The sequence below is a fragment of the Streptomyces sp. NPDC044033 genome (assembly GCF_056434425.1).
Window position 1 is genome coordinate 164002 of the sequence record NZ_JBWKFF010000002.1, and the last position, 26034, is coordinate 190035.

4 protein-coding genes are annotated in these 26034 nt (G+C 73.2%); all 4 read right to left on the reverse strand.

Annotated features, from left to right (window positions below; translation table 11 throughout):
• Positions 1-22020: a non-ribosomal peptide synthase/polyketide synthase gene (locus tag AC07AB_RS04825; protein ID WP_478560076.1), complete on the reverse strand. Its 22020-nt coding sequence runs from the start codon at positions 22018-22020 to the stop codon at positions 1-3.
• A 101-nt stretch (positions 22021-22121) separates the two neighbouring features.
• Positions 22122-22397 carry an acyl carrier protein gene (locus AC07AB_RS04830; RefSeq protein ID WP_478560078.1) on the reverse strand — a complete coding sequence of 92 codons (276 nt, stop codon included), beginning with the start codon at positions 22395-22397 and terminating at the stop codon, positions 22122-22124.
• 95 nt (positions 22398-22492) lie between these two features.
• Entirely contained in the window at positions 22493-24247 is a 1755-nt protein-coding gene (locus AC07AB_RS04835; RefSeq protein ID WP_478560080.1) for an acyl-CoA dehydrogenase, read from the reverse strand.
• Positions 24244-25983: an acyl-CoA dehydrogenase family protein gene (locus AC07AB_RS04840; protein ID WP_478560082.1), complete on the reverse strand. Its 1740-nt coding sequence runs from the start codon at positions 25981-25983 to the stop codon at positions 24244-24246. Before AC07AB_RS04840 ends, AC07AB_RS04835 begins: the two co-directional genes overlap by 4 nt.
• Positions 25984-26034 lie beyond the last annotated feature (51 nt).

Here is a 26034-nt window from a genome sequence, read left to right on the forward strand (position 1 = left end):
TCAGATCTCCCACTCGGCTACCAGGTCGTCTTCGAATTCATCGATCTCGTTCTGCGTGATCGAGCCGAGGCCCACGTCGGAGGGGGTGAGCCCGCCCGCGTCGGGGTGTTCGGCGTGTTCGGCCAGCGCAGTCAGCGCCCGGAACCAGCCCTCGGCCAGTTCCCGCACGCTCTTCTCGTCCAGCAGTCGCTCGGCGAAGGTCCAGGACGCGACCAGCTCCGGGCCGCGCGCGCCGTCCTCGGTGAGGGCGTTCAGGCCCAGGACGTGCGGGAGCGGCATCTTGTCGTCGGTGCCCGGGGCGTTGCCGTCCGCTTCCGGGGTGAGGGCCCAGTCGGCCGGCCGGGCGTCGGTGGCGGTGGTGAACCGCCCGAGGTAGTTGAAGCCGATCTGCGGCGCCCCGAGGCCCGCCAGTCCGCGGCCGGTGTCCGGGTTCAGGTATCGCAGGAGGCCGTAGCCGATGCCGTTGTCCGGCACCGTCCGCAGGTCTTCCTTGACCCGCTTGAGGAGCGCGCCCGCGGCCGGTCCGGCGGCCCACGCCTGTGCGCGGTCCAGTCCCGACACATCCAATCTCACGGGGTACACGCTCGTGAACCACCCCACGGTGGCGGATACGTCGACGCCGCCGACGGCGTCCTCCTCGCGGCCGTGTCCTTCGAGGTCCACCAGGACGTGCGGGGAGCGGTCGTCTCGCCGCCAGTCGGCGACGGCGAGCGCGAAGGCCGACAGCAGCACGTCGTTGACTCCGGCCCGGAAGGTGCCCGGCACGGTCGTCAGGAGCGCGTCCGTGACGTCGGCGGGCAGCCGCAGCGTCACCGAGCCCGCCGACCCGTACGTGTCCAGCGCCGGGTCCAGCGGACCGGCACCGATCACCGGATCGGGGGTGCCGAGCGTCCGCCGCCACAACTCCAACTCCGCAGCCCGCGAGGGCTGTCGGGCCTCCTCGGCCAGGCGCCGGACCCAGCCCCGGAAGGACGTCGCCACCGGCTCCGGCTCCGCACGGCGGCCGGCGGAGGCCGCCCGCCACGCGTCGGCCAGCGCGGGCACCAGCACCCGCCAGGACACTCCGTCCACCGCGAAGTGATGCACCATCACCAGCAGCCGGCCCGGCTCCTCCGGACCCCGGTCGAACCACACCACCTGCACCACCGACCCGTCGGCGGGCGACAGGCGGTCGCGCGCCGCGTCCGCCTCGGCCGCGTACTGGGCGCTGCGGGCCGCCTCGCCCAGGCCGTACTGGTCGACGCGGAGCACGCGTTCCTCTGCCCGTACGGAGCCGGGTGCGGTGACCTCCATCGCCCAGTCGGCCGCGGCGGGCCCGGTGACGACCTTCACGCGCAGCGCGTCGTGGTGGTCGAGCACGGTCTGCACGGCGGTCACCAGGTCCTGCCGGACCATGCCGGCCGGGGCCTGGAGGACCGTCGACTGGTTGAACCGGTCGAGGGGGCCGCCGCGTTCGGCGAGCCAGTGCATGACCGGCGTCAGCGGTACGGGGCCGACCCCGGCGCCCGGCGCTTCGGCGACCGTGCCCCGGGCGACGGCGACGGCTCCGGCCAGGCCGGCGACCGTCTTGTGGTCGAAGACGTCGCGCGCCGACAGCTCCAGCCCGGCCCGGCGGGCCCGGCTCACCAGCTGGATGGACATGATGCTGTCCCCGCCCAGCTCGAAGAAACTGTCGTCGATGCCGACCCGCTCCAGCCCCAGCACCTCGGCGAACAGCCCGCACAGCAGCTCCTCGCGCGGGGTGCGCGGCGCGCGCCCGGAGAGTTCGGCGCGGTACTCGGGTTCGGGGAGCGCCTTGCGGTCGAGCTTGCCGTTCGGGGTGAGCGGCAGGGCGTCCAGGGCCACGAACGCGGCGGGCACCATGTAGTCGGGCAGTGAGGCGGACAGGAACTCCCGCAGTTCGCCGACGGCCGGGGCCTCGGCGCCGTCCGGCACGAGGTAGGCCACGAGCCGCTTCTCGCCGGGCCGGTCCTCGCGGACCAGGACGGTGCTCTGGGCGACACGGCTATGCGCCGACAGGGCCGCCTCGACCTCGCCGAGTTCGATGCGGAAGCCGCGGACCTTCACCTGGTCGTCGGCGCGGCCGGCGTATTCGAGGACGCCGTCCTTGCGCCGGCGGGCCAGGTCGCCGGTGCGGTACATGCGGGCGCCCGCCGGTCCGTACAGGTCGGCGACGAACCGCTCCGCGGTCAGTCCGGGGCGGCCGAGGTAGCCGCGGGCGAGGCCGCCGCCCGCGATGTACAGCTCGCCGGCCACGCCGGGCGCGACCGGCCGCAGCCCCGCGTCCAGCACGTACACCTGGGTGTTGTCGACCGGGCCGCCGATGGGCGGCAGGGCCGGGCCGCAGACGGGGGCGCTGATGGTGGCGGCGACGGTCGCCTCGGTCGGGCCGTAGGCGTTGACCATCCGGCGGCCGGGAGACCAGCGGGCGACGAGCTCCGCCGAGCACGCCTCGGCGCCGACGACGAGGGTGCGGAAGTCCGGGAGTTCCCGTTCCGGCACGCTGCCGAGCACGGTCGGCGGGATCAGCGCGTGGGTGATCCGGCGGTCGGCCAGGATGTCGGCCAGTTCCTCGCCGGCGAGGGGGCCCGCGGGCGGTACGACGAGCGCGGCTCCGGCCGGGAAGGCCATGAGCAGTTCCATGACCGCGGCGTCGAAGCTCGGCGACGACAGTTGCAGGACGCGGCTCCCGGCGTCGATGGCCAGCCGTTCCACCTGGGTCGAGCCGAGGCTCGTGAGACCGGCGTGCGTGACGACGACGCCCTTGGGGCGGCCCGTGGAACCGGAGGTGTAGATGACGTACGCGGGGTGGTCGGTCGTCAGCGGGGCGGTGCGCTCGCTGTCCCGCACGTCGCCGTCGGCGCGGCCGTCGACGCCGTCCAGGGCCCGGATCGCGGCGGCCTCGTCGAGGAGCAGCCGTGCGGTGCCGGTGGCGGGGAGCCGTTCGGCGGTCTCCGTGGTGCTGATCAGGAGCACCGGTCGGGCGTCGTCGAGCATGTAGGCGATGCGGTCGTCCGGGTAGCCGGGGTCGACGGGCAGGTACGCGCCGCCCGCCTTGACGACCGCGAGGAGCGAGACGACGAGGTCGGCGGAGCGCGGCAGGGCGAGGGCGACGGTCGTCTCCGGGCCGACGCCGTGCTCGATCAGCAGCCGGGCGAGCCGGTTGGCCTGGGCGTTGAGCTCCGCGTAGGACAGGCAGGCCAGGTCCGTCTCCCCGGCGATCACCGCGGGGGCGTCGGGGGTGCGGGCCGCCTGGGTCTCGACGAGCGCGCCGAGGGTGCGCCGCGGCACGTCGCGGGCCGTGTCGTTCCAGTCGGTCAGGGCGCGCCGGCGTTCGGCGGCGTCCATGATCTCCAGCGTGCCGAGGGGCTGCCGGGGGTCGGCGGCGACGGCGGACAGCAGTCGGACCAGCCGGTCGCCCATGGTGACGGCGGTGTCCTCGTCGAAGAGGTCGGTGCTGTATTCGAGGTGTCCGGTGAGGCCGCCGGGCGTTCCGTCGTCGGTGTGCCGCTCGGTGAAGGAGAACGCCAGGTCGAACTTGGCGGCGCCGGTGTCCACGGCGGCCGGGGCCACGCTGAGGCCGGGGAGGCGGCCGATCACGTCGAGCGCGCCGCGGTGGTCCGTCTCGAAGGTCAGCGCCGTCTGGAACAGCGGGTGGCGGGCCATGGAGCGGGTCGGGCTCAGCACGTCGACGAGCCGTTCGAAGGGCACGTCCTGGTGCGCGTAGGCGCCCAGGTCCGCTTCGCGTACGCGCTCGGTCAACTCGGCGAACGTCGGGTCGCCGGAGACGTCGGTGCGGAGCACCAGCGTGTTGACGAAGAACCCGACGAGTTCCTCCACCGCGCTGTCCGTGCGGCCGGCGATCGGCATGCCGATCGGTACGTCCGTCGAGCCGCTAAGCTTCGCCAGCAGCGTCGCCAGCGCCGCCTGGACCACCATGAACAGGCTGCCGCGGCTCTCCTTGGCCAGGCCGGCGAGGGCGTGGTGCACGTCGGCGGGGACGTCGAAGGAGATCCGGGCGCCCTGGTGGGTGGCCGTGGCGGGGCGCGGCCGGTCCCGGGGCAGCTCCAGCTCCTCCGGAAGATCGGCCAACTTATCCTTCCAGTAGGCGAGTTGACGGGATATCTCGCTGCCGGCGTCGTCCTCGCTGCCGAGCATCTCGCGCTGCCACAGGGCGTAGTCGGCGTACTGCACGGGCAGCGGCGCCCAGTCGGGGGCCCCGCCGGCGCAGCGCGCCTCGTACGCGGTCATCAGGTGCTGCACGAGCACGGGCAGCGACCAGCCGTCGGCCGCGATGTGGTGCACCAGGACGAGCAGTACGTGCTCGTCGGCACGCTCCTCGAAGAGGGTGGCCCGTACGGGTGTGGCGGCGGCCAGGTCGAAGCCGCGCCGGGACGCGGCGTCGAGCCGTTCGCGGAAGGCGGCGGGGGTGTCGGCGCTCGCGTCGACGGTCTCGACGGCCGGACGGGCGCGCGGGTCGGCCGGGTCGAGTACGACCTGGTGTCCGCCGTCGGCGTCCTCGGCGAAGAGGGTGCGCAGACTCTCGTGGCGCGCGACGACGTCGGCGAGGGCGTGGCGCAGGGCGTCGTGGTCCAGGGCTCCGGACAGGCGCATCGCGATGGGCAGGTTGTAGGTGGCGCTGGGGCCGTCGAGGTGGCTGAGGAACCAGAGGCGCTGCTGTGCGTAGGACAGCGGGACGCGCTCCGGGCGTTCCCGGGGGACGACGCCCGTGCGTGCCCCGCCGGCCTGCGCCAGCGCTCCGGCCAGGGCGGCCACGGTGGGTGTCTCGAAGAGCTGGCGGATGGCCAGTTCGGCGCCGAGGGCGGCGCGGACCCGGCTGACGAGGCGGGTCGCGAGGAGCGAGTGGCCGCCGAGGTCGAAGAAGCTGTCGTCGATGGTGACGTGGGCGACGCCGAGCACCTCCGCGAAGACGGCGCACAGGATCTCTTCCTGCGGGGAGCGCGGCGGGCGGCCGGTGGCTTCCATGCCGTATTCGGGTGCGGGCAGCGCCTTGCGGTCGAGCTTGCCGTTGAGGGTGAGCGGCAGCGTGTCGAGCGTCATGATCGCGGACGGCACCATGTACTCGGGCAGCGACTTGGCGATGTGCGCCCGCAGCGCGTCGCGGTCGAGGTTCGCGCCGGAGACGGCCACGGCGTATCCGACGAGCCGCTTGTCGCCGGGGCGGTCCTCGCGGAGGATCACGGCGGCCTGCGCCACCTCGGGACGCGCCGCGAGGACGCCCTCCACCTCGCCCAGCTCGATGCGGAAGCCGCGCAGTTTGACCTGGTCGTCGACGCGGCCGACGAACTCCAGCTTGCCGTCCGCCGTCCACCGTACGACGTCGCCGGTCCGGTACATCCGGCCGCCGTCGCCGCCGAACGGGTCGGCCACGAACCGCTGCGCCGTCAGCTCCGCCCGGCCCAGATAGCCGCGCGCCAGTCCGGCACCGGCGATGTACAGCTCGCCGCTGACGCCGACGGGCACCGGGCGCAGCGCGCCGTCCAGGACGTAGACCTGGGTGTTCCACAGGGGGCGGCCGATGGGCACGACGGCCTCCGGCACGTCGTCCCCGGCGCGCAGCGGGTTGACGCTGGAGAAGACGGTGGTCTCCGTCGGCCCGTACTCATTGGCGACGGTGATCCCCGGGCACGCGTCAAGGACACGACGGACAGCGGTCGGTGACACGACGTCACCACCGGCCCAGATCTCACGGACCCCGGCGAAGCACTCCGGGCGTTCCTCGGCCAGCACCCGGAACAGCCCGGCGCTGACGAAGAGGCCCGTCACCTCCTCTTCCGCGATCACCGTCGCGAGGTCGGCGGCGCTGAGGCGGCCCGCCGGTGCGACGACGACGCGGCCGCCGGTCAGCAGCGGCGTCCAGATCTCGAAGGTCGAGGCGTCGAACGCGTACGGCGAGTGCATCAGCACCCGCTCATGGTTGCCGCCCCGCCAATACCGGTCCGCCGCAAGATGCACCACATTGCGGTGCGTGTTCGCCACGCCCTTCGGCGTGCCCGTCGAACCGGAGGTGTACATGGCGTATACGAGCTGCTGGGAGTGGGTCGGCACGCCGGGATCGGTGTCCAGCTCGGCGGAGAGGTCGTCACCGGAGCTGGTCTCACCGGAGCCGGTCTCGCTGCCGCCGGTACGGACGATCGGGGCGTAGGCGGTGAACCCGATCTCTTCGGGGCTCCGGTCGGTGAGCAGGGCGACCGCTTCGGTGTCGCGGAGGATGAATTCGGAGCGGCTGGCGGGCTGGTTCGGGTCGAGCGGCACGTACACGCCGCCCGCCTTCAGCACGGCGAGGCTGGAGACGACCACCTCCGCCGACCGCTCCTGAAGCACCGCGACCCGGCTCTCCTGCCGCACACCCAGCCCGATCAACCGATGCGCGAGACGGTTCGCCCGCACGTTCAACTCCGCGTACGTGAGAGACCACCCACCCGAGACCACAGCCACCGCGTCCGGCGTCGCAGCCACCTGAGCCTCGAACAGCACATGGACCGCCGTGTCCCCCGGGAACTCCACATCCGTGTCGTTCCACTCGGTCACCATGCGGTGCCGCTCGGCGGGGTCGAGGATGTCGACGGCCGCGACGGGCCGGTCGGGGGCCTCGGTCATCGCGGTGAGGACCAGGACGAGCCGGTCGACGAGGCGCTGGACGCTCTCGCGGTCGAACAGTTCGGTGCTGTACTCGACGACGCCGCTCAGACCCGCGGGCGCGCCCTCGGGGCCGTACAGCTCGGCGACGTTGAAGTCGAGGTCGAATTTGGCGACGCGGGTGTCCACCGGCTGCGGCACGGCGGTCAGGCCGGGCAGGGCACCGATCGCGTCCAGCGCCTCGCGCCGGTCGGTGTCGAAGGTCAGCGAGGTCTGGAAGAGGGGGTGCCGGGACAGCGAACGGGCCGGGTTGACCACCTCGACCAGCCGCTCGAACGGCACGTCCTGGTGGGCGTAGGCCGCCAGATCCGCCGCCCGCACCCGGTCGATCAGCTCGGCGAAGGTCGGGTCGCCGGAGACGTCGGTGCGCAGCACCAGCGTGTTGACGAAGAACCCGACGAGGTCTTCGAGAGCGTCGTCCGTGCGGCCGGCGACCGGCGTGCCCAGGGGGATGTCGGTGCCGGCGCCCAGCCGTGCGTACAGCGTGGCGAGGGCCGTCTGCACCAGCATGAAGAGGCTGGCGCGGCGCTCCTTGGCCAGTGCGGCGAGCTCGGTGTGCAGATCGGCGGGGATCTCGAAGGCGAGGTGGCCGCCCCGGTGGGCGGAGGCCGCGGGCCGCGGCCGGTCGGTGGGCAGCTCCAGCTCCTCGGGGAGCCCCGCCAACGCGTCTTTCCAGTAGGCGAGTTGCCTGGACGCGGGGCTGTCGGGGTCGCTTTCGTCGCCGAGGGTCTCGCGCTGCCAGAGGGTGTAGTCGGCGTACTGCACGGGCAGCGGCGCCCAGTCGGGGGCCGCCCCCGTGCGGCGCGCGGCGTAGGCGGTGGAGAAGTCGGCGGCCAGACGCCCCATCGACCAGCCGTCGCCCGCGATGTGGTGCACGAGCAGCAGCAGTACGTGCTCGTCGGCGCCCAGCTCGAACAGCGTGGCCCGTACGGGGATTTCGGCGGTGAGGTCGAAGCCGTGCCGGGCGGCGCGGCGCAGCTCCTCGGCCAGCTCCTCCTCGGTGACGGTCGCCACCGTCAGTTCGGGCCGGTTCGCGGCGGCGTCGAGGACCCGCTGATGCGGGCCTTCGGCGTCCTCGGCGAACACGGTGCGCAGGCTCTCGTGCCGCTCCACGACGTCGTCGAGCGCGTGCCGTAGCGCGGCGCGGTCCAGGCGGCCCGACAGGCGGAGCGCCGCGGGCAGGTTGTAGGTGGCGTTGGGTCCCTCGAACTGGCCGAGGAACCACAGGCGTTGCTGAGCGAAGGACGCGGGCACCCGCTCGTCGCGCTCCCTCGGCGCGAGGGCGGCGCGGGCCGTGCCGGCCGCCCCGATGACCGCCGCGAGACCGGCGACGGTGGGCTCCTCGAAGAGCTGACGGATGGACAGCTCGACGTCGAGTGCGGCGCGCACCCGGCTGACGAGCTGGGTGGCGAGCAGCGAGTGGCCGCCGAGGTCGAAGAAGCTGTCGTCGATGGTCGCCTTGGGTACGCCGAGCACGTCGGCGAAGATCCCGCACAGGATCTCCTCCTGCGGGGAGCGCGGGGCGCGGCCGGCCGCCGCTCCCCCGTATTCGGGCGCGGGCAGCGCCTTGCGGTCCAGCTTGCCGTTCGGGGTGAGCGGCAGCGCGTCGAGGAGGACGACGGCCGACGGCACCATGTAGTCGGGCAGCGAGCCGCCGAGGTGCTCGCGCAGCGAGCCGGCCTCGGGGGCGGCGCCCGCGGCGGGCACGGCGTAGGCCACCAGGCGCTTGTCGCCGGGCCGGTCCTCGCGCACGATCACGGCGCAGCGCGCCACGGCCGGGTGGCCGGCGAGGGCCGCCTCGACCTCGCCGGTCTCGACGCGGAAGCCGCGGACCTTGACCTGGCTGTCGGCGCGGCCGACGAATTCGAGGTCGCCGTCGGGGCGTCGCACGGCCAGGTCGCCGGTGCGGTACATGCGGGCGCCGGCCGGTCCGTACGGGTCGGCGACGAACCGCTCGGCGGAGAGGGCCGGGCGGCGGTGGTAGCCGCGGGCCAGGCCGTCGCCCGCGATGTACAGCTCTCCGGTGACGCCCGGAGCGGCGGGCCGAAGGGCCGAATCGAGCACGTACAGGCGGGTGTTGACGATCGGTCGGCCCATCGGCGGTACGACCGCTCCGGCCAGCGGGCCGCTCATGCTGGCGCACACGGTGGACTCGGTGGGGCCGTACGCGTTGATCATGCGCCGGCCGGTCGAGAAGCGCTCCACGAGGTGGGGCGGGCACGCCTCGCCCGCCACGGTCAGGGTCATCCGCGCGGGCAGGGCGTCGTCGGCCAGTTGCGCGAGGGCGGACGGCGGGAGCGTCGCGTGGGTGATCCGCTGTTCGGCGAGGAGCGCGGTCAGCGGCGCCCCCGGCAGCAGCCGGTCCGCGTCCGCCAGGACGACGCAGGAGCCGGAGAGCAGGGCCATGCAGAGTTCGGAGACGGCGGCGTCGAAGCTGGGCGAGGCGAACAGCAGGACGCGGCTGCCGGGCTCCACCGCGAAACCGTCGATCTGCCCGGCGGCCAGGCTCGCCAGGCCGGTGTGCGTCACGACGACGCCCTTGGGGCGGCCCGTGGAGCCCGAGGTGTAGATGACGTACGCGGGGTGGGTCCGCTTCAGCGGCGCGGCGCGGTCGGCGTCCGTGAGGCCGGCGGCTCCGTAGCCGCTGGTGTCGGCGTGGTCGACGAGCAGCAGCGGCACATCGACGCCGCCGAACCGGCCGGCGAGCGCGGTGTCCGTCAGGAGCAGCGCGGGGGCGGCGTCGTCCAGCATGTACGCGATGCGGTCGGCGGGGTACTCGGGGTCGACGGGCAGGTACGCGCCGCCCGCTTTGACGACGGCGAGCAGCGCGACGACCAGGTCGGCGGAGCGGGGCAGTGAGACCGCCACGGAGCGCTCCGGGCCGACCCCCCGGTCGATGAGCAGCCGGGCCAGCCGGTTGGCCCGCGCGTCGAGCTCGGCGTAGGTCAGCTCGCCGTCCTCGGACGCGGTGGCGGGCGCGTCGGGGGTGCGGGCCGCCTGCGCCTCGAAGAGCTCGGGCAGTGTCGCGGCCGGCACGTCGCGGCGGGTGTCGTTCCAGCCGGTCACCAGCGCCCGGTGCTCGGCGCCGGTCAGCAGGGCGATGCGCCCCACGGGCCGGTCCGGGTCGGTCCGCATGGTGTCCAGGACGCGGGTGAGGCGGTCGGCGACCGCCCGTACGGCCGCCGCGTCGAGCACGTCGGGCTGGTAGTCGAGCCGGAAGCCGAGGCTTTCGCCGGGCATGGAGACGAGGGCCAGGGTGTAGTGCGTGGAGTCGCTGATCGCGGCGTCCGCCACGCGCAGCCCGCCGAGGCCCGCGAGGTCGTCCAGCGCGTTCCGGTCGAGGGGGTAGTTCTCGAACACCACGGAGGTGTCGAAGAGTTCGCCGGTGCCGGCCTGCTGCTGAATGGCCGTCAGACCGAGGTGCTGGTGCTCCAGCAACCGCGCCTGTTCGTCCTGGATGCGGGCGAGCAGCCGCGACAGGGGTTCGGCGGGGCGCAGCCGGGCGCGCAGCGGGAGGGTGTTGATGAAGAGGCCCACCATGTCCTCGACGCCCGTCAGCTCCGGGGGCCGGCCGGAGACCACGAAGCCGAACGCCACGTCGTCCTGGCCGGTCAGGCTCGCCAGGACCAGCGCCCAGGCGCCCTGGACGACGGTGTTGAGCGTCAGCCCGTGCGTACGGGCCCGCTCAGCGAGTTCGGCCGTGGCCTGCTCGGACAGGGCGAACCGCAGGTGCTCGGGGGCGGCCGGGGGCCGCCCGGCGCGGTCGGCGGGGGCCAGCCGGGTCGGCTCCTCGAAGCCTTCGAGGGCCTCGCGCCAGGCCGCTTCGGCGGCGGGCCGGTCCTGGTCGGCGACCCAGCCGAGGTAGTCGCGGTACGGGCGTACGGGCGGCAGCCCGCCGGTGCCCGTGTAGAGCTGGAACAGCTCGCGGACGAGCACGGGCAGCGACCAGCCGTCGAGCAGCAGGTGGTGGTTGCTGAGCACCAGCCGGTGGTGTTCGGCGCCCAGCGTGAGCAGGGTGAAGCGCAGCAGCGGGGGCCGGGCCAGGTCGAAGCGGAGCGCGCGGTCCGCCGCGAGCAGCCGTTCGGCCTCGGCCGCCCGCTCCGCCTCGCCCAGCCGGGTGAGGTCCACCTCGCGCCAGGGCAGGGGGACGTCGGCGGGGATCACCTGCACCGGGTGGGTGAGCCCTTCGTGCCGGAACCCCGCGCGCAGGTTGGCGTGCCGGTCCAGCAGCGCCTGTCCGGCGGCCCGCATGGCGGAGGCGTCCAGGGCGCCGTCGAAGTCCAGGACCATCTGGACGGTGTAGACGTCCTGGGCGTGCTCGTCGAACAGGCCGTGGAAGAGCAGGCCGGACTGGAGCGGCGACAGTGGCAGCACGTCGGCGGTGTCCGGGTACGCGGCGAGGACGCCGTCGAGTTCGGGCTGGGTGAGGGCGGCCAGCGGCACATCGGAGGGGGTGAGGCCGCCCGCGTCGGGGCGTTCGGCGTGCGCGGCGAGGGCGCGCAGCGCCCGGAACCAGCCTTCGGCCAGTTCCCGCACGCTCTCCTCGTCCAGCAGCCGCTCGGCGAAGGTCCAGGTCGCGACCAGTTCCGGGCCGCGAGCGCCGTCCTCGGTGAGCGCGTTCAGCTCGATGGTGTGGGTGAGCAGCAGGGCGTCGTCGGTGCCGCCGCTGCCCGCCGACCCGGCCAGTACGGACCAGTCGGCGGACTCGGCGGAGCTCTCCGCCGCGATGCGCCCGAGGTAGTTGAAGCCGATCTGCGGCGCGCCGAGGCCCGCGAGCTCGCCGGACGTCCGCGGGTTCAGGTACCGCAGCAGCCCGAAGCCGAGGCCGTTGTCCGGTACGGCCCGCAACTGCTCCTTGACGCGCTTGAGCAGGGTCCCGGCGGCGGGCCCGCCGTCCCACGCCTGGGTCCGGTCGAGTCCGGAGACGTCCAGCCGCACCGGGTAGAGGCTGGTGAACCAGCCCACGGTCTCGGATACGTCCACCCCGCCGACCGCTTCTTCCTCGCGGCCGTGGCTCTCCAGGTCCACCAGGACGTGCGGGGAGACGTCGTCCCGCCGCCAGTCGGCGACGGCGAGCGCGAACGCCGACAGGAGCACGTCGTTGACTCCAGCCCGGAAGGTGCCCGGCACGGTCGTCAGGAGCACCTCCGTGACGTCGGCGGGCAGCCGCAGCGTCACCGAGCCCGCCGACCCGTACGTGTCCAGCGCCGAGTCCAGCGGACCGGCACCGATCACCGGATCGGAGGTGCCGAGCGTCCGCCGCCACAACTCCAACTCCGCAGCCCGCGAAGGCTGTTGGGCTTCTGCGGTCAGGCGCTGGGCCCAGCTGCGGAAGGACGTCGGCACCGGCTCCGGCTCCGCCGCGCGACCGGCGGACGCCGCCCGCCACGCGTCGGCCAAGGCGGGCACCAGCAGCCGCCAGGACACGCCGTCCACCGCGAAGTGATGCACCATCACCAGCAGCCGGCCCGGCTCCTCCGGACCCCGGTCGAACCACACCACCTGCACCACCGACCCGTCGGCGGGCGACAGACGGTCACGCGCCGCGTCCGCCTCGGCCGCGTACCGAACCTCGCGGGCCGCCTCGTCCAGGTGCGTCTCGTCCACGCGCAGCACGCGGTCTCCGGCCCGTACCGAACCGGGCGCGGTGACCTCCACCGTCCGGTCACCGGCCCCGGGGACCACCCGCATGCGCAGCACGTCGTGCTGGTCGAGCAGGGTCTGCACGGCGGTCACGAGGTCGCGCTCCGCCATGCCGGCGGGCACGCGCAGCGCCAGCGACTGGTTGAACCGCTCGACGGGGCCGCCGCTCTCCGCGAACCGGCGCATGATCGGCGTCTGCGGCACCGGGCCCACCCCGGCGCCCGCCTCCTCCGACACCGCTTCCTGGGCATCACTCACCGACGTGGCGAGCGCCGCGACCGTCTTGTGGTCGAAGACATCGCGCGCCGACAGCTCCAGCCCGGCCCGGCGGGCCCGGCTCACCAGCTGGATGGACATGATGCTGTCCCCGCCCAGCTCGAAGAAGCTGTCGTCCACGCCGACCCGCTCCAGCCCCAGCACCTCGGCGAACAGCCCGCACAGCAGCTCCTCGCGCGGGGTGCGCGGCGCGCGCCCGGAGGTCTCCGCACCGTATTCGGGTGCGGGCAGCGCCTTGCGGTCGAGCTTGCCGTTGAGGGTGAGCGGCAGCGCGTCGAGCGTGACGATCGCGGACGGCACCATGTATTCGGGCAGCGAGTCGGCGGCGTGGGCCCGTAGCGCGTCGGGGTCGACGGTCGCTCCGGCGGCCGTGACGACGTATCCGACGAGCCGCTTGGCGCCGGGGCGGTCCTCGCGGAGGATCACGGCGGCCTGCGCCACCTCGGGGCGCCCGGCGAGGACGCCCTCCACCTCACCGGGTTCGATGCGGAAGCCGCGCAGTTTGACCTGGTCGTCGACGCGGCCGACGAACTCCAGCTTGCCGTCCGCCGTCCACCGCACGACATCGCCGGTCCGGTACATCCGGCCGCCGTCGCCGCCGAACGGGTCGGCCACGAACCGCTGCGCCGTCAGCTCCGCCCGGCCCAGATAGCCGCGCGCCAGGCCGTCGCCCGCGATGTACAGCTCGCCGCTGATACCGGGCGCGACGGGGCGGAGGCCCGTGTCCAGGACGTAGACCTGCGTGTTCCACAGGGGGCGGCCGATGGGTACGGCCGTGTCGGGCACGTCGTCCTCGGCGCGCAGCGGGTTGACGCTGGAGAAGACGGTGGTCTCCGTCGGCCCGTACTCATTGGCGACGGTGATCCCCGGGCAGGCATCAAGGACGCGACGGACAGCGGTCGGTGACACAACGTCACCACCGGCCCAGATCTCACGGACCCCGGCGAAGCACTCGGGGCGCTCCTCGGCCAGCACCCGGAACAGCCCGGCGCTGACGAACATGCCGGTGACGGACTGCTCAGTGATCACGGCCGCCAGCTCCGTGCCGCTGAGACGGCCCGCCGGTGCGACGACGACGCGGCCGCCGGTCAGCAGCGGCGTCCAGATCTCGAAGGTCGAGGCGTCGAACGCGTACGGCGAGTGCATCAGCACCCGCTCATGGTTGCCACCCCGCCAATACCGGTCCGCCGCAAGATGCACCACATTGCGGTGCGTATTGGCCACGCCCTTCGGCGTGCCCGTCGAACCGGACGTGAACATCACGTAGATCAGCTGCCGCGCGTCCGTCGGAACCCCGGGGTCGGTGTCCGGCTCGGCGGAGAAGTCCTCGCCGACGTGGACGATCGGAGCGGCGACGGCGAACCCGACCTCCTCGGGGGCGCGGTCGGTGAGCAGCGCCACCGCGTCCGTGCTGCCGAGGATGAATTCGGAGCGGCTGGCGGGCTGGTTCGGGTCGAGCGGCACGTACACGCCGCCCGCCTTCAGCACGGCGAGGCTGGAGACGACCACCTCCGCCGACCGCTCCTGAAGCACCGCGACCCGGCTCTCCTGCCGCACACCCAGCCCGATCAACCGATGCGCGAGACGGTTCGCCCGCACGTTCAGCTCCGCGTACGTGAGAGACCGCCCACCCGAGACCACAGCCACCGCGTCCGGCGTCGCAGCCACCTGAGCCTCGAACAGCACATGGACCGCCGTGTCCCCCGGGAACTCCACATCCGTGTCGTTCCACTCGGTGACGATCCGGCGCCGCTCGGCGTCGCCTAGGACGTCGATACGCCCCACCGGGCGCTCCGGGTCCGTGGCGACGATGTCCAGCACCCGCGTGAAGCGCTCGGCGATCGCCTCGACCCTGGCCCGGTCGAGCAGGTCGGGCTGGAAGTCCCAGACGAAGCGCAGCTGTTCGCCGGGGAGCGCCTTCAGCCCCAAGGGGTAATGCACGGCGTCGCGGGCCTTGGCCCGGTGCAGCCGCAGGCCGGACGCCTCGATCAGCGAGGTGAACTCGCCGTCGTCCAGCGGGTAGTTCTCGAATACCAGGGAGGTGTCGAAGAGTTCGCCGATGCCGGTCTTCCGCTGGATGTCGGCGAGGCCGAGGTGCTGGTGGTCCAGCATCGCCGTCTGATCGTCCTGGATGCGGGCGAGCAGGCGCGACAGGGGTTCGGCGGGGCGCAGCCGGGCGCGCAGCGGGAGGGTGTTGATGAACAGGCCCACCATGTCCTCGACACCGGCCAGCTCCGGCGGGCGGCCGGAGACGGTGACGCCGAAGACGACGTCCTCACGCCCCGTCAGGCCGGCCAGCACCAGGGCCCACGCGCCCTGCACGACGGTGTTCAGCGTCAGACCGTGCGCACGGGCCCGCTCCGCGAGCGCGGCCGTCCGCTCCCGCGACAGGGCGAACTCCACCTTCTGCGGGTCGGACACGGCGTGCTCCGCGTCGGCGGGCGCGATCCGGGTCGGCTCCTCGAAGCCTTCCAGGGCCTCGCGCCAGGCGGACTCGGCGGCGGAATGGTCCTGGGCGGCCAGCCACTTGAGGTGGTCGCTGTACGGGCGTACGGGCGGCAGCTCGCCGTCGCCGATGTAGAGGGCGAACAGCTCGCGCATGACGATCGGCGACGACCAGCCGTCCAGCAGGAGGTGATGGCAGGTCAGCACGAGCCGGTGGTGGCCGTCGCCGAGGGTGAGCAGGGTGAAGCGGAGCAGCGGGGCGCGGGACAGGTCGAAGCGCCGCTGCCGGTCCTCGGCCAGGAACCGCTCGGTCTCGGCGTTCCGCTCCGTCTCCCCCAGGCCGGACAGATCCAGCTCGCGCCACGGCACCACGGCCTCGGCGGCGATCACCTGCACCGGACGGCTCAGCCCCTCGTGCCGGAACCCGGCGCGCAGATTCGCGTGCCGCTCCAGCAGCGCCTGACCCGCGGCCCGGAAGGCCGGGATGTCGAGTGCGCCCTCGAAGTCCAGGACGGTCTGGACGGTGTAGACATCGTCGCCGCGCTCGTCGAAGAGGCCGTGGAAGAGCAGCCCCGACTGGAGCGGCGACAGCGGCAGCACGTCCACCACGCCGGGCTCGGCGGCCAGCAGCCCGGCGAGTTCATCGGCGGGCAGCGCCGTCAGTTCTACGTCGGCTACCTCGTGCGACGCGGAAGACGGCAGCGTACGGGAGTGTGCGTCGAGGGCCGCGACGGTCCGGTGCTCGAAGACCTCGCGGACGGAGAACTCCAGCCCCGCCCGGCGGGCCCGGCTCACGAGCTGGATGGACAGGATGCTGTCGCCGCCGAGGTCGAAGAAGCTGTCATCGATGCCGACCGCCGGCACCCCCAGCACCTCGGCGTAGAGCGCGGCCAGCAGCTCCTCGCGCGGGGTGCGGGGCTCGCGGCCGGCGTTCTCGGCGGTGTATTCGGGGGCGGGCAGGGCCTTGCGGTCCAGCTTGCCGTTGGGCGTCAGCGGCAGCGCGTCGAGAGTGACGACGGCGGACGGCACCATGTAGTCGGGCAGCGCCTCGCCCACATGCCGGCGCAGCGCACCCGCATCCGCTTCGGCGCCGTCGGCGGCCACCACATAGGCGACCAGCCGCTTGTCGCCGGGCCGGTCCTCGCGCACGACCGCGGCCGTCCGCGCCACCGACGCGTGGGCTCCGAGGACCGATTCGATCTCGCCGAGTTCGATGCGGAACCCGCGGATCTTGACCTGGAAGTCGGTGCGCCCGATGTACTCCAGCTCACCGTCGACGCTCCACCGCACCAGGTCACCCGTGCGGTACATACGAGCACCGGCCCGACCGTACGGATCGGCCACGAACCGCTCCGCCGACAGGTCAGGACGCCCGTGATACCCGCGCGCCAAGCCCTCGCCCGCGATGTACAGCTCACCGCTGACACCCGGCGCGACCGGACGCAGCCCCGCGTCCAGCACATACAGCCGGGTATTGCGGATCGGCCGCCCGATCGGCGGCGTCACGCTCGCACCCGACCGCGAATACCACGCCGCCGCGTACACCGTGGCCTCCGTCGGCCCGTAAATATTCGCCAACCGCTCCGCGCCGACCGCCCGCACGATGTCGTTCGCCGCCTGCGCCGACAACGCCTCACCCGCCAGCACCACACTGCGCGCGCCGCCGCGCAGTTCGCCGCCCGCCACGATGTGGGCGAGGGCGGAGGGCACTCCGCTCACGAGCCCGGCCCTGGCGCCGGAGTACGAGCCGTCCGCGAGGGCGAGCAGGTCCCGTACGACCTCGATCGAGCCGCCCGAGAGCAGGGGGCCGAACATCTCGAAGACGGAGACGTCGAAGTTGAGGGACGTGGACGCCACCACGCGGGCCAGCTCCTCGGCCCCGAACTCTCCGGCCGCCCACGCCGCCAGGTCCGCGACGTTCTCGTGCGGCACCACGACACCCTTGGGCAGACCGGTGGAGCCGGAGGTGTAGATCGCGTACGCCGGGTGGAGCGGAAGCAGCGCGGCGTTTCGGTCCCCGTCCACCGGATCGGCGGCGGGACGATTCGCGACGGCCTCAACGGTCTGTGCATCGTCGAGCACCAGGCGCGCCGGGCCGCCCTCGGGCAGCCGGGACAGCACGTCGTCGACCGTGATCAGCAGGGCGGGCGCGGCGTCGGTGAGCAGATGGGCGATGCGGTCGGCAGGGTATCCGGGGTCCACGGGTACGTATGCCGCACCCGACTTCAGCACGGCGAGCACCGCGACCATGGTGAGCTCCGAGCGCGGCAGGGAGATCCCCACAAAGCCCTCGGGGCCCGCGCCCAGCGCGATCAGGTGGTGCGCGAGCCTATTGGCACGCTCATTCAACTCCGCGTAGGACAACGAGACTTCACCGCATACGACAGCCACCGCATTCGGGGTGCGAGCCACCTGCGCCTCGAAGAGTGCGGGCAGTGTCGCTCGCGGCACCTCGTGCGCGGTGTCGTTCCACTCCTCCAGCACCCGCCGCCGCTCAGCCTTACCGAGGACATCGACCTGACTGACCGCCAGCTCAGGCGTGGCCGTCACCGCTTCCAGCAGCCGCACGAACCGCTCGCCGATCCGCTCGACCGACGCCCGGTCGAAGAGGCCGGGCTGGTAGTGCAGCCGGAAGCCGAGGGAGTCGCCCGGCAGGGCGACCAGGCCGAGGGGGTAGTGCACGGCGTCGCGCGCCGTGGCGCCGCGCAGCCGCAGGCCGGCCGCGGCGGCCGACGCGTCGAGTTCGGCCGCGTCGAGCGGGAAGTTCTCGAACACGAGGAGGGTGTCGAAGAGTTCACCGAAGCCGGTGCGGCGCGCGATGTCCGTCAGACCCAGGTGCTGGTGGTCCAGGAGCCGCGCCTGCTCGCCCTGGAGGCGGGCGAGGAACCGGACCAGGGGCTCGGCGGGGCGCGGACGGGCGCGCAGCGGGAGGGTGTTGATGAACAGACCCACCATGTCCTCGACACCGGCCAGCTCCGGCGGGCGGCCGGAGACGGTGACGCCGAAGACGACGTCCTCACGCCCCGTCAGGCTGCCCAGCACCAGGGCCCACGCGCCCTGCACGACGGTGTTCAGCGTCAGACCGTACGCACGGGCCCGCTCCGCGAGCGCGGCCGTCCGCTCCCGCGACAAGGCGAACTCCACCCGGTCCGGTTCCGTCAGCGTGTGCTCACCGACGGGCGCGACGCGGGTCGGCTCCTCGAAGTCGGCGAACGCCTCTTGCCAGGCGGTCTCCGCCGCCGAACGGTCCTGTCCGGCCAGCCACTTGAGGTGGTCGCTATACGGGCGTACGGCGGGCAGCTCGTGGGAGCCCGCGTACAGAGCGAACAGTTCGCGCGCGAGTACGGGCAGCGACCAGCCGTCGAGCAGCAGGTGGTGGTGGGTGAACACCAGGCGGTGGTGGCCGTCGCCGAGGGTGAGCAGGGTGAAGCGCAGCAGCGGCGGCCGGGACAGGTCGAAGCGCTCCTCCCGGTCGCGGGCCAGGAACAGCTCGGCCTCCGCCTCGCGCTCCGCCTCTCCCAGGCCGGACAGGTCCAGCTCGCGCCACGGCACCACGGCCTCGGCGGCGATCACCTGCACCGGGCGGCTCAGCCCCTCGTGCCGGAACCCGGCACGCAGATTCGCGTGCCGCTCCAGCAGCGCCTGACCCGCGGCCCGCAGGGCGGGGGCGTCGACGGGGCCTTCGAGGTCGAAGCGGACCTGGAGGGTGTAGATGTCGGGGCCCTGCTCGTCGTAGAGGCCGTGGAAGAGCAGGCCCGACTGGAGCGGCGACAGCGGCAGCACGTCGGTCGCGCCGGGCTCGGCGGCCAGCAGCCCGGCGAGTTCGTCGGCGGGCAGCGGCGTCAGCTCCACGTCTGCCGTCCGGTGCGGCGCGGTGGCCGGCACCGTACGGCAGTGCTCGCCGAGGGCGGCGGCGGTGCGGTGCTCGAAGACCTCGCGGACGGAGAACTCCAGCCCGGCCCGGCGGGCCCGGCCGACGAGGCGCAGGGCGAGGATGCTGTCGCCGCCGAGGTCGAAGAAGCTGTCGTCGATGGTGGTGCGGGGAAGGCCGAGGACGTCCGCGTACAGGTCAGTGAGCAGCGTCTCGCGGGTGTCGCGCGGGGCCCGGCCGGTGGAGCCCGCACTGTGGTCGGGGGCGGGCAGCGCCTCGCGGTCGAGCTTCCCGTTGGGCGTCAGGGGCAGTTCGTCCAGCGTGACGACCGCGGACGGCACCATGTAGTCGGGGAGTGCGGCGAAGGCGTGTTCGCGCAGTTCGCCGGGGTCGGGGCGGTGGCCGGGCGCGGGTACCACGTAGGCGACGAGGCGCTTGTCGCCGGGCCGGTCCTCGCGCACGACCGCCGTGGTCCGGGATACCGAGGCGTGGGCGCCGAGGACGGCTTCGACCTCGCCGAGTTCTATGCGGAAGCCGCGGATCTTGACCTGGAAGTCGGTGCGGCCGGCGTACTCCAGCGCGCCGTCCGCGTTCCACCGCGCCAGGTCGCCCGTGCGGTACATGCGGGCGCCGGCCGGTCCGTACGGGTCGGCGACGAACCGCTCCGCCGTGAGGCCGGGGCGGCCCAGGTAGCCCCGGGCCAGGCCCGCTCCGGCGATGTAGAGTTCGCCGGCCGCGCCCGGCGGCACCGGGTGCAGGGCGCTGTCCAGGACGAGCACGCGGGTGTCGCTGATCGGTCGTCCGATCGGTGCGGCGTCGCCGTCGGTGACGGCGAACAGGCTGTCTCCGGTGATCTCCGAGGCTCCGTAGAGGTTCACCAACCGGGCGTGCGGCAGGGTCTCGGCGAACTGCCGGGCGTAGGCGGCGGGCAGCGCTTCGCCGCTGCTGATCCACAGGGCGCACTCGGTGAGCTGTTCGGCGCCGCCGCTCTCCAGCAGTCCGGCGAGCAGGCTGGGTACGACGGTGATGCGGCCGATGCCGTGCCGTGCGCCGAGTTCGGCCATCTCGGCTGCGTTACGGGCCTCTTGAGGGCTCGTCATGATGACGGGCGCGCCGTGCACGAGGGCGCCGAGCAGCTCCGTGGTGCCGTCGATGAAGCTGATGGAGGTCTTGGCGAGGACGGGCTCGTCGGCGCGGTAGGGGAAGGTCTCACCGAACCACGCCAGGCGGTTGGCCACGCCCTCGTGGAGTCCGACGACGCCCTTGGGGAGTCCGGTGGAGCCCGAGGTGTAGATCACGTACGCGGGGTGGTGCGGGGTGAGCGGACCGGTGCGTTCGGCCGGGGCGAGGTCGCCGCCGTCGAGCGCGGCCACCGCCTTGGCCACGTCGTCCTCGTCGAGGACGGTACGGGCCGTGCCGGCCGTCGCGGGCACGGCGGCCGTCGCCGCGCGCGAGGTGAGCACCCGCGCCGGGCGGGCGTCGGAGAGCATGTGGGCGATCCGGTCGGCGGGGTGCGTCACGTCGAGGGGCAGATAGGCCGCACCGGATTTGAGGACCGCGAGGAGCGCGACGGCAAGGTCGGCCGAGCGCGGCAGCGCGACGGCGACCAGGGACTCCGGGCCGATGCCCTGGGCGGCGAGGTGGCGTGCGAGCCGGTTGGCGCGCGCGTTGAGCTCGCGGTAGGTGAGCGTCTCGTCGCCGGAGACCAGGGCGGTGGTGTCGGGGGCGCGGCGGACCTGGTCCTCGAAGAGCTGGGGCACCGTGGCGGGCGGGGTGCGGCGGGCCGTTCCCGTCCCCGCCTCCAGCACCTGGCGGCGCTCGTCCTCGGTGACCGTCGCGAGCTGCCCGATGGCCTGCTGCGGGGCGTCGGCGAGGCCGTCGAGGAGGGCGAGGAAGCGGTCCTGGTGTGCGGTCAGCTGCTCGGTGGTGTAGAGCGCCGGGTTGGCCTGGAATTCGATCTGGAGGCCGTCGGTCCCCGCCGCGTCCCCGGACACGACGATCGAGAGGTCCTTGACGGCGCCCGTCGACAGGTAGTGGGTGCTCGTCGGGAGCGTGCCGAAGCGGGACTTCCTGGAGAAGGTGATGGCGTTGACCGAGGGGCCGGTGAAGCCGCCGGTGTGGCCGAGTTCGCGGTGGAGGTCCTCGCTGCGGTAGCGCTGGTGCTTGCCGACCATCGGCACCTGCCGCGCGGCCGCTTCGATCAGTTCGGTGAAGGGCATCGAGGGCCGTACGGGCAGCCGCAGCGGCAGTTCGTTGGCCAGCATGGCGGGAGTGGCCAGGGATGCCTTGCTCATCCGGGCCGTCGTGGGCAGGCCCAGTACGACGTCGTCGGTGGACGTCATGCGGTGCGTGTAGGCGGCCGCGGCCGCGATGACGAGGAGGGGCCAGCGGCCCGAGAGCGCGGGGACCGCCGCCAGCAGGGCGGCGAGGCGGGGCGCGGGCAGGGTCACGGTGCGCCGCAGGGCGGTGGGTGAGGCGGGCGCGGTGCGGCCGGCGAGGTTCGCGGAGTCGGGGCGGTCGGCGAAGGCGCCGAGCCAGTAGTCCCGGTCCCGGGAGTGGCGTGCCGAGTCGCGGTAGGCCGCTTCCTCGTCGAGCAGGTCCGAAAGCGGGTGGAAGGGGGCCGGTGCCGGTTCGCGGCCCGCCGCCAGTTCGGTGTACAGCTCGCGGAGCCGGTCGAGGTAGAGGGTCTGGCCGTAGCCGTCGAGGGCGATGTGGTGGAAGCGGACGTAGAAGTGGTAGTGATCCGGGCCGAGTTCGAAGAGGACGTGGGTGTACAGGGGGTCGCCGGAGCGGAGGTCCACGCCGGTGGCCATGTCGGCGTCGATCCACTCGGCCGCGGCGGCGGCCGGGTCGGCGGCGCCGCTCGTGGTCACGGAGCGCAGCGGCTCGTCGGGGGCGGGGGCGATGACCTGCCAGAGGTCATCGCCGTCCGCGGCGAACTCGGCGCGCAGCGCCTCCGTCTCCGTGAGCGCGCGGTGCACGGCCAGCCGCAGCGCCGCGCGGTCGACGCGGCCGCTGATGTCGAAGTAGACGCCGCAGTTGTAGAGCGGGCTGCCGGGGGCGAGTTCCTGAGCCACCCAGACGCCCAGCTGCGCGGCCGAGACGGCACGTCGGGCGATCCGCACATCAGTCACTTCTAACTACCCACGCTCTCTTGGGACTGCGGTTGACTTCGAATTCACCGGGCCTCAGCGGCCGGCCCCGGACCGGGCCGTCCGGGCCTCGGTCAGGCCGTTTCCTCGGTGAGGAAGCCGACGAGCTCGTCGATGGTCGGGTGGTTCCACATGACGGTGGGGTCGAGGTTGATGTCGAGGTGGTCCTCGATCTCGCTGGCGACCGTCAGGGCGTAGATGGAGTCCAGGCCGTAGTCGGTGAGCGGTACGTCGGGCTTGATCTGCTCGGGTGCCAGTTGTACGTGCAGGGCGACGCACTCGGTCAGCCACACGCGCAGGTCTTCGGTGGACCTGCCGTCGGCCTGGTTCTCTACAGCGGAAGTGGACATGACGGCTCCTTCGCCTGGTGCGGGTCGAGATGTGCGGTTCGGGGCGCGGTGGCCGCGGGCGGCCGTGCGGCGGCGCTGTGGCCGTCGGCCCGCGGTCAGCCGGCGGACAGGCCGTTCTTGTTGATCCCGAAGCCCTGTCCGGCTTCATGACGCTGGGTCAGTTCGGTGAACAGGTGGCGTTCGAGGTGCTCCGGGAGCGGGGCCCGGACGGCGCCCGCCGGGGCGGACAGCCGTTCCAGGGCGGCGATGAGCCAGGTGGGGTCCCGCCAGAAGGGGTCCGGGTGGTGCTGGTTGTGCCGCCAGGTCTCGTAACAGGCGGCTGCTACGAGGATGTTGATGTAGCGGGCGGTCAGGTCGTAGGAGTGGGAGCTCGCGTCGACGGCGAGTTCGGATACGGGCAGCCGCCCGCACTCCTCGGCGAGTGCGGCGAGTTGGGTGACGAACCCTTCGGCGAGCCGGCGGACCTCGCGGTGCTGCGGGTCGTCGGCGGAGAGCGCCTGGAGTCCGGCGGCCAGCGAGGAGCTGAGCCGTTCGCGTCCGCCGGCGCTGACGGCGAGCCGGTCGAAGGGCATGGGCGGCAGGTCGGCGTCGAGCCGGAAGAGGTCGTCGGGTGCGGGGGTGCCGGGCAGCCAGGACCGGCGGGCGAGCAGCGGGAGCTGCTGGAGCAGGGACATCTGGCAGACGGAGCGGGCGATGTGGCCGAAGCCGGCGGGCTGGATGTCGCGCAGCATCTTCTGGAAGATCGCGTTGGTGCTGTGCGGGTCGCGGATGTAGAAGTGCGCCCCGAGTACGCCGGAGAGGCGGTTCATCGCGTCGATGAGGGTCTTGGAGACGAAGTACTTCACGGCCTGCGCGTAGATCCCGGTCTCGGCGGGGACCAGGTGCAGCGCTCTGGTGGAGATGGTGGCGAAGACCTCGGACATGAGCAGGTCGAGGAAGACGCCGGTCAGGGTGGAGCGTACCTGGGGCAGTTCGGCGACGGCACGGCCGTACAGCCGGCGGTCGTGCACGTGCCGCAGGGTGGTGCGCAGTCCGGTGTCGAGGGCGCCGGTGAACATGCCGACGAGGGTGGTCCGGGTGATCTGGAAGGACTTGAGCATCGTCTCAAGTCCTTGGCCGAGATTGCCGAGGACACGGTCCTCGGGGATGGGGCAGTCGCGGAACTCGACGCCGCCGAGCTGGACCCCGCGCATGCCGGCGCTGCCGAACCGCGGCAGATAACTCATCCGGTCGGCGGCGACGCGGTCCTTCTCGACGAGGATCTGGGAGTGGCTGCGGCTGCCCTGGCGGGCGTCGGTGCGCGCGAACATCACCATGGCGTCGGAGCGCTGGATGTTGGTGACGACCTCTTTGCGGCCGTTGAGCAGCAGGCGGCCGGCGCCGGAGGGCAGGGCCTGGAAGTCGGTGCGCGCCATGTCGTTGCCGTGGGCGAGTTCGTGGTAGGCGGCGGCGATCTTGCCGCCGCGCAGCAGGATGTCGGCTACCTGGCGCTGCTGGGCCGCGTCGGCGGCGGTCCAGACGTTGACGGAGGAGATGAAGGAGCTGAAGCCGTAGCCGAGGCCGAGGCAGGGGTCCCGGCGGTAGACGGTCCGCATGATCTCGACGAGGTGGTCGACGCGGGTGAGCCGGCCGCCGTGCTCGGCGGGTACGAACTCGGCGTTGAGGCCGTAGGCGTCGAGGGCGCTCTCGCCGTCGGCGAACATCTCGGCGCGTTCGTCGGCGTCGAGTACGGCCGTGAAGCCGAGCGGGTTGCCGCGGTCCCAGGGATCGCCGAGCCGCTTGTCGAGTTCGTCCAGCCGGGCCTGCGCGGGGGCGGTGGCGGCGTCCGGCGAGCTGTGCGGGGCAGTCATGACGTGCTCCAGGCCAGGTCGGTGCTGAGGAGGGAGAACGTGCCCGTGGGCGCTTCGAGGAGCAGCCGGTCGGCCACCCGGTCGTAGGCGGCGGCGTGCGACTCGTCGACGGGGCAGCCGAGCCGGGTGAGCACGGCGGCGAGGGCCGCCCCCAGCCACAGGCCGTTGCGCCACAGCTGGGGGTCCGCGGCGGAGTCGGTGATGTGGGCGTTGTGCAGCCACAGCCGCAGTGCGGCGGTGCCGGCGTAGACCAGTTCGTAGCGTTCGGCGAGGTGGAAGGCGGCCGGCGGTACGTCGCGGGGGGTGCGGCGGAGGGCGGCCATGTCCTCGTGCAGCCGGTCGGCGACGGCGGTCAGCTCGTCCGCCATGCGGGAGACCTGGAGCGGCAGGAGGCCGCGGTCGGCGAAGTCGGCGATCTTCCGTGCGGCGTCGGGCAGGCTCTGCACGAGGCTGCATCCGTCGCTGGAGAGCAGTCGCTGGCGGGCGGGGTCGAAGGCCGTGAGTTCCTGCTGGGTGTCGACGGTTTCGGTGAGCCCGGCCGCGTTCCACCGGCCCTTGCGGTATTCACGGGCCAGCCGGGCGAACTGGTCGATGAGGGCGTTGCGGTTGACGACGGTGCTGCCGTCGAAGATGGCGACGATGCGGTGGTCGCGCTCCAGCTTGGCGTACTGGCCCTCGGCGTAGGTGCGGCTGAGGAAGCCCCGGGTGCCCATGAGTTCGGTGAGCCGGTCGATGGCGTCCTGGGCGAGGGTGGGCACGGCCGCCTTGGTGACGGCGGAGACGACGCTCATCTCCGCGGTGAGGGCGTGCGGGCTGCGGGCGGAGACCAGGGCGGTGGCCTCGGCGAGGAAGATCGTCGCGGAGATCTCGCCCAGGATGCGGCGCACGCGCGGCAGGTCGGTCAGGCGCCGGCCGTAGAGGTTGCGGCCCTCGGCGAACCCGGTGGCCAGGCTCAGCGCGTGGTCGGCCGCGCCGAGGGAGAGCCCGACGGCCACGGTCCGGGTGAGCTGGAGCGCCTTGAGGACCGTCTCCACGCCGCCGCCGGCCTCGCCGATGAGGGCGTCCTCGGGGACGGTGGCGTGGTGGAAGGCGATGCCGCTGATGTCGGCGCCGCGGATGCCGTGGGTGAGGATCTTGGGCCGATGGGTGTAGCTGCCGTCGGGGAGCGCTCGCTTGTCGACCAGGAAGAGGCTGAAGCCGCGGGGGCCGCCGGCCGGGTCGGTGCGGGCGAGTACGGAGATCAGGTCGCCGCGGGTGGCGTTGTTGATCAGCCATTTCTCGCCGTCGAGGACCCAGCCGGCGTCGGTGCGGGTCGCGGAGAGCTCGCCGGCCAGCAGGTCGCTGCCGTGATGGCGTTCGGTGAGGCCCCACGCGGCCACCGCGCCGCGCTGGATCTCCGCGCCGAGGGCGGTGGCCTGTGCGGTGTCGCCGGCCACCCAGGCGCAGGCGCCGCCCAGGAAGGTCTTCGCGTGGGCGACGGCGACGGTGAGGTCGCGGCGGGCGACGGCGCGCAGGAGGTGCAGCAGTTCGCTGTGGTCGCCGAGCAGGCCGCCGAAGCGTGCGGGCACGTAGTGGCGGGCCAGTCCGAAGTCGTCGAGCGCCCGGATCGCGGCGGCGGGGAACGCCTCCCGCTCGTCGAGTTCGGCGAGGCTGCCGGGCCGGAAGGGGCCGTCGTGCTGGTCGGCGTCGCCCATCGCTTTTTCGAGAGCCGCAACAGACGAGTGATGCATGCTCATTTCCAACTCCCCCATAACGTGCCTTCTGTCTGTGGCGGTAGCGGCTGGACG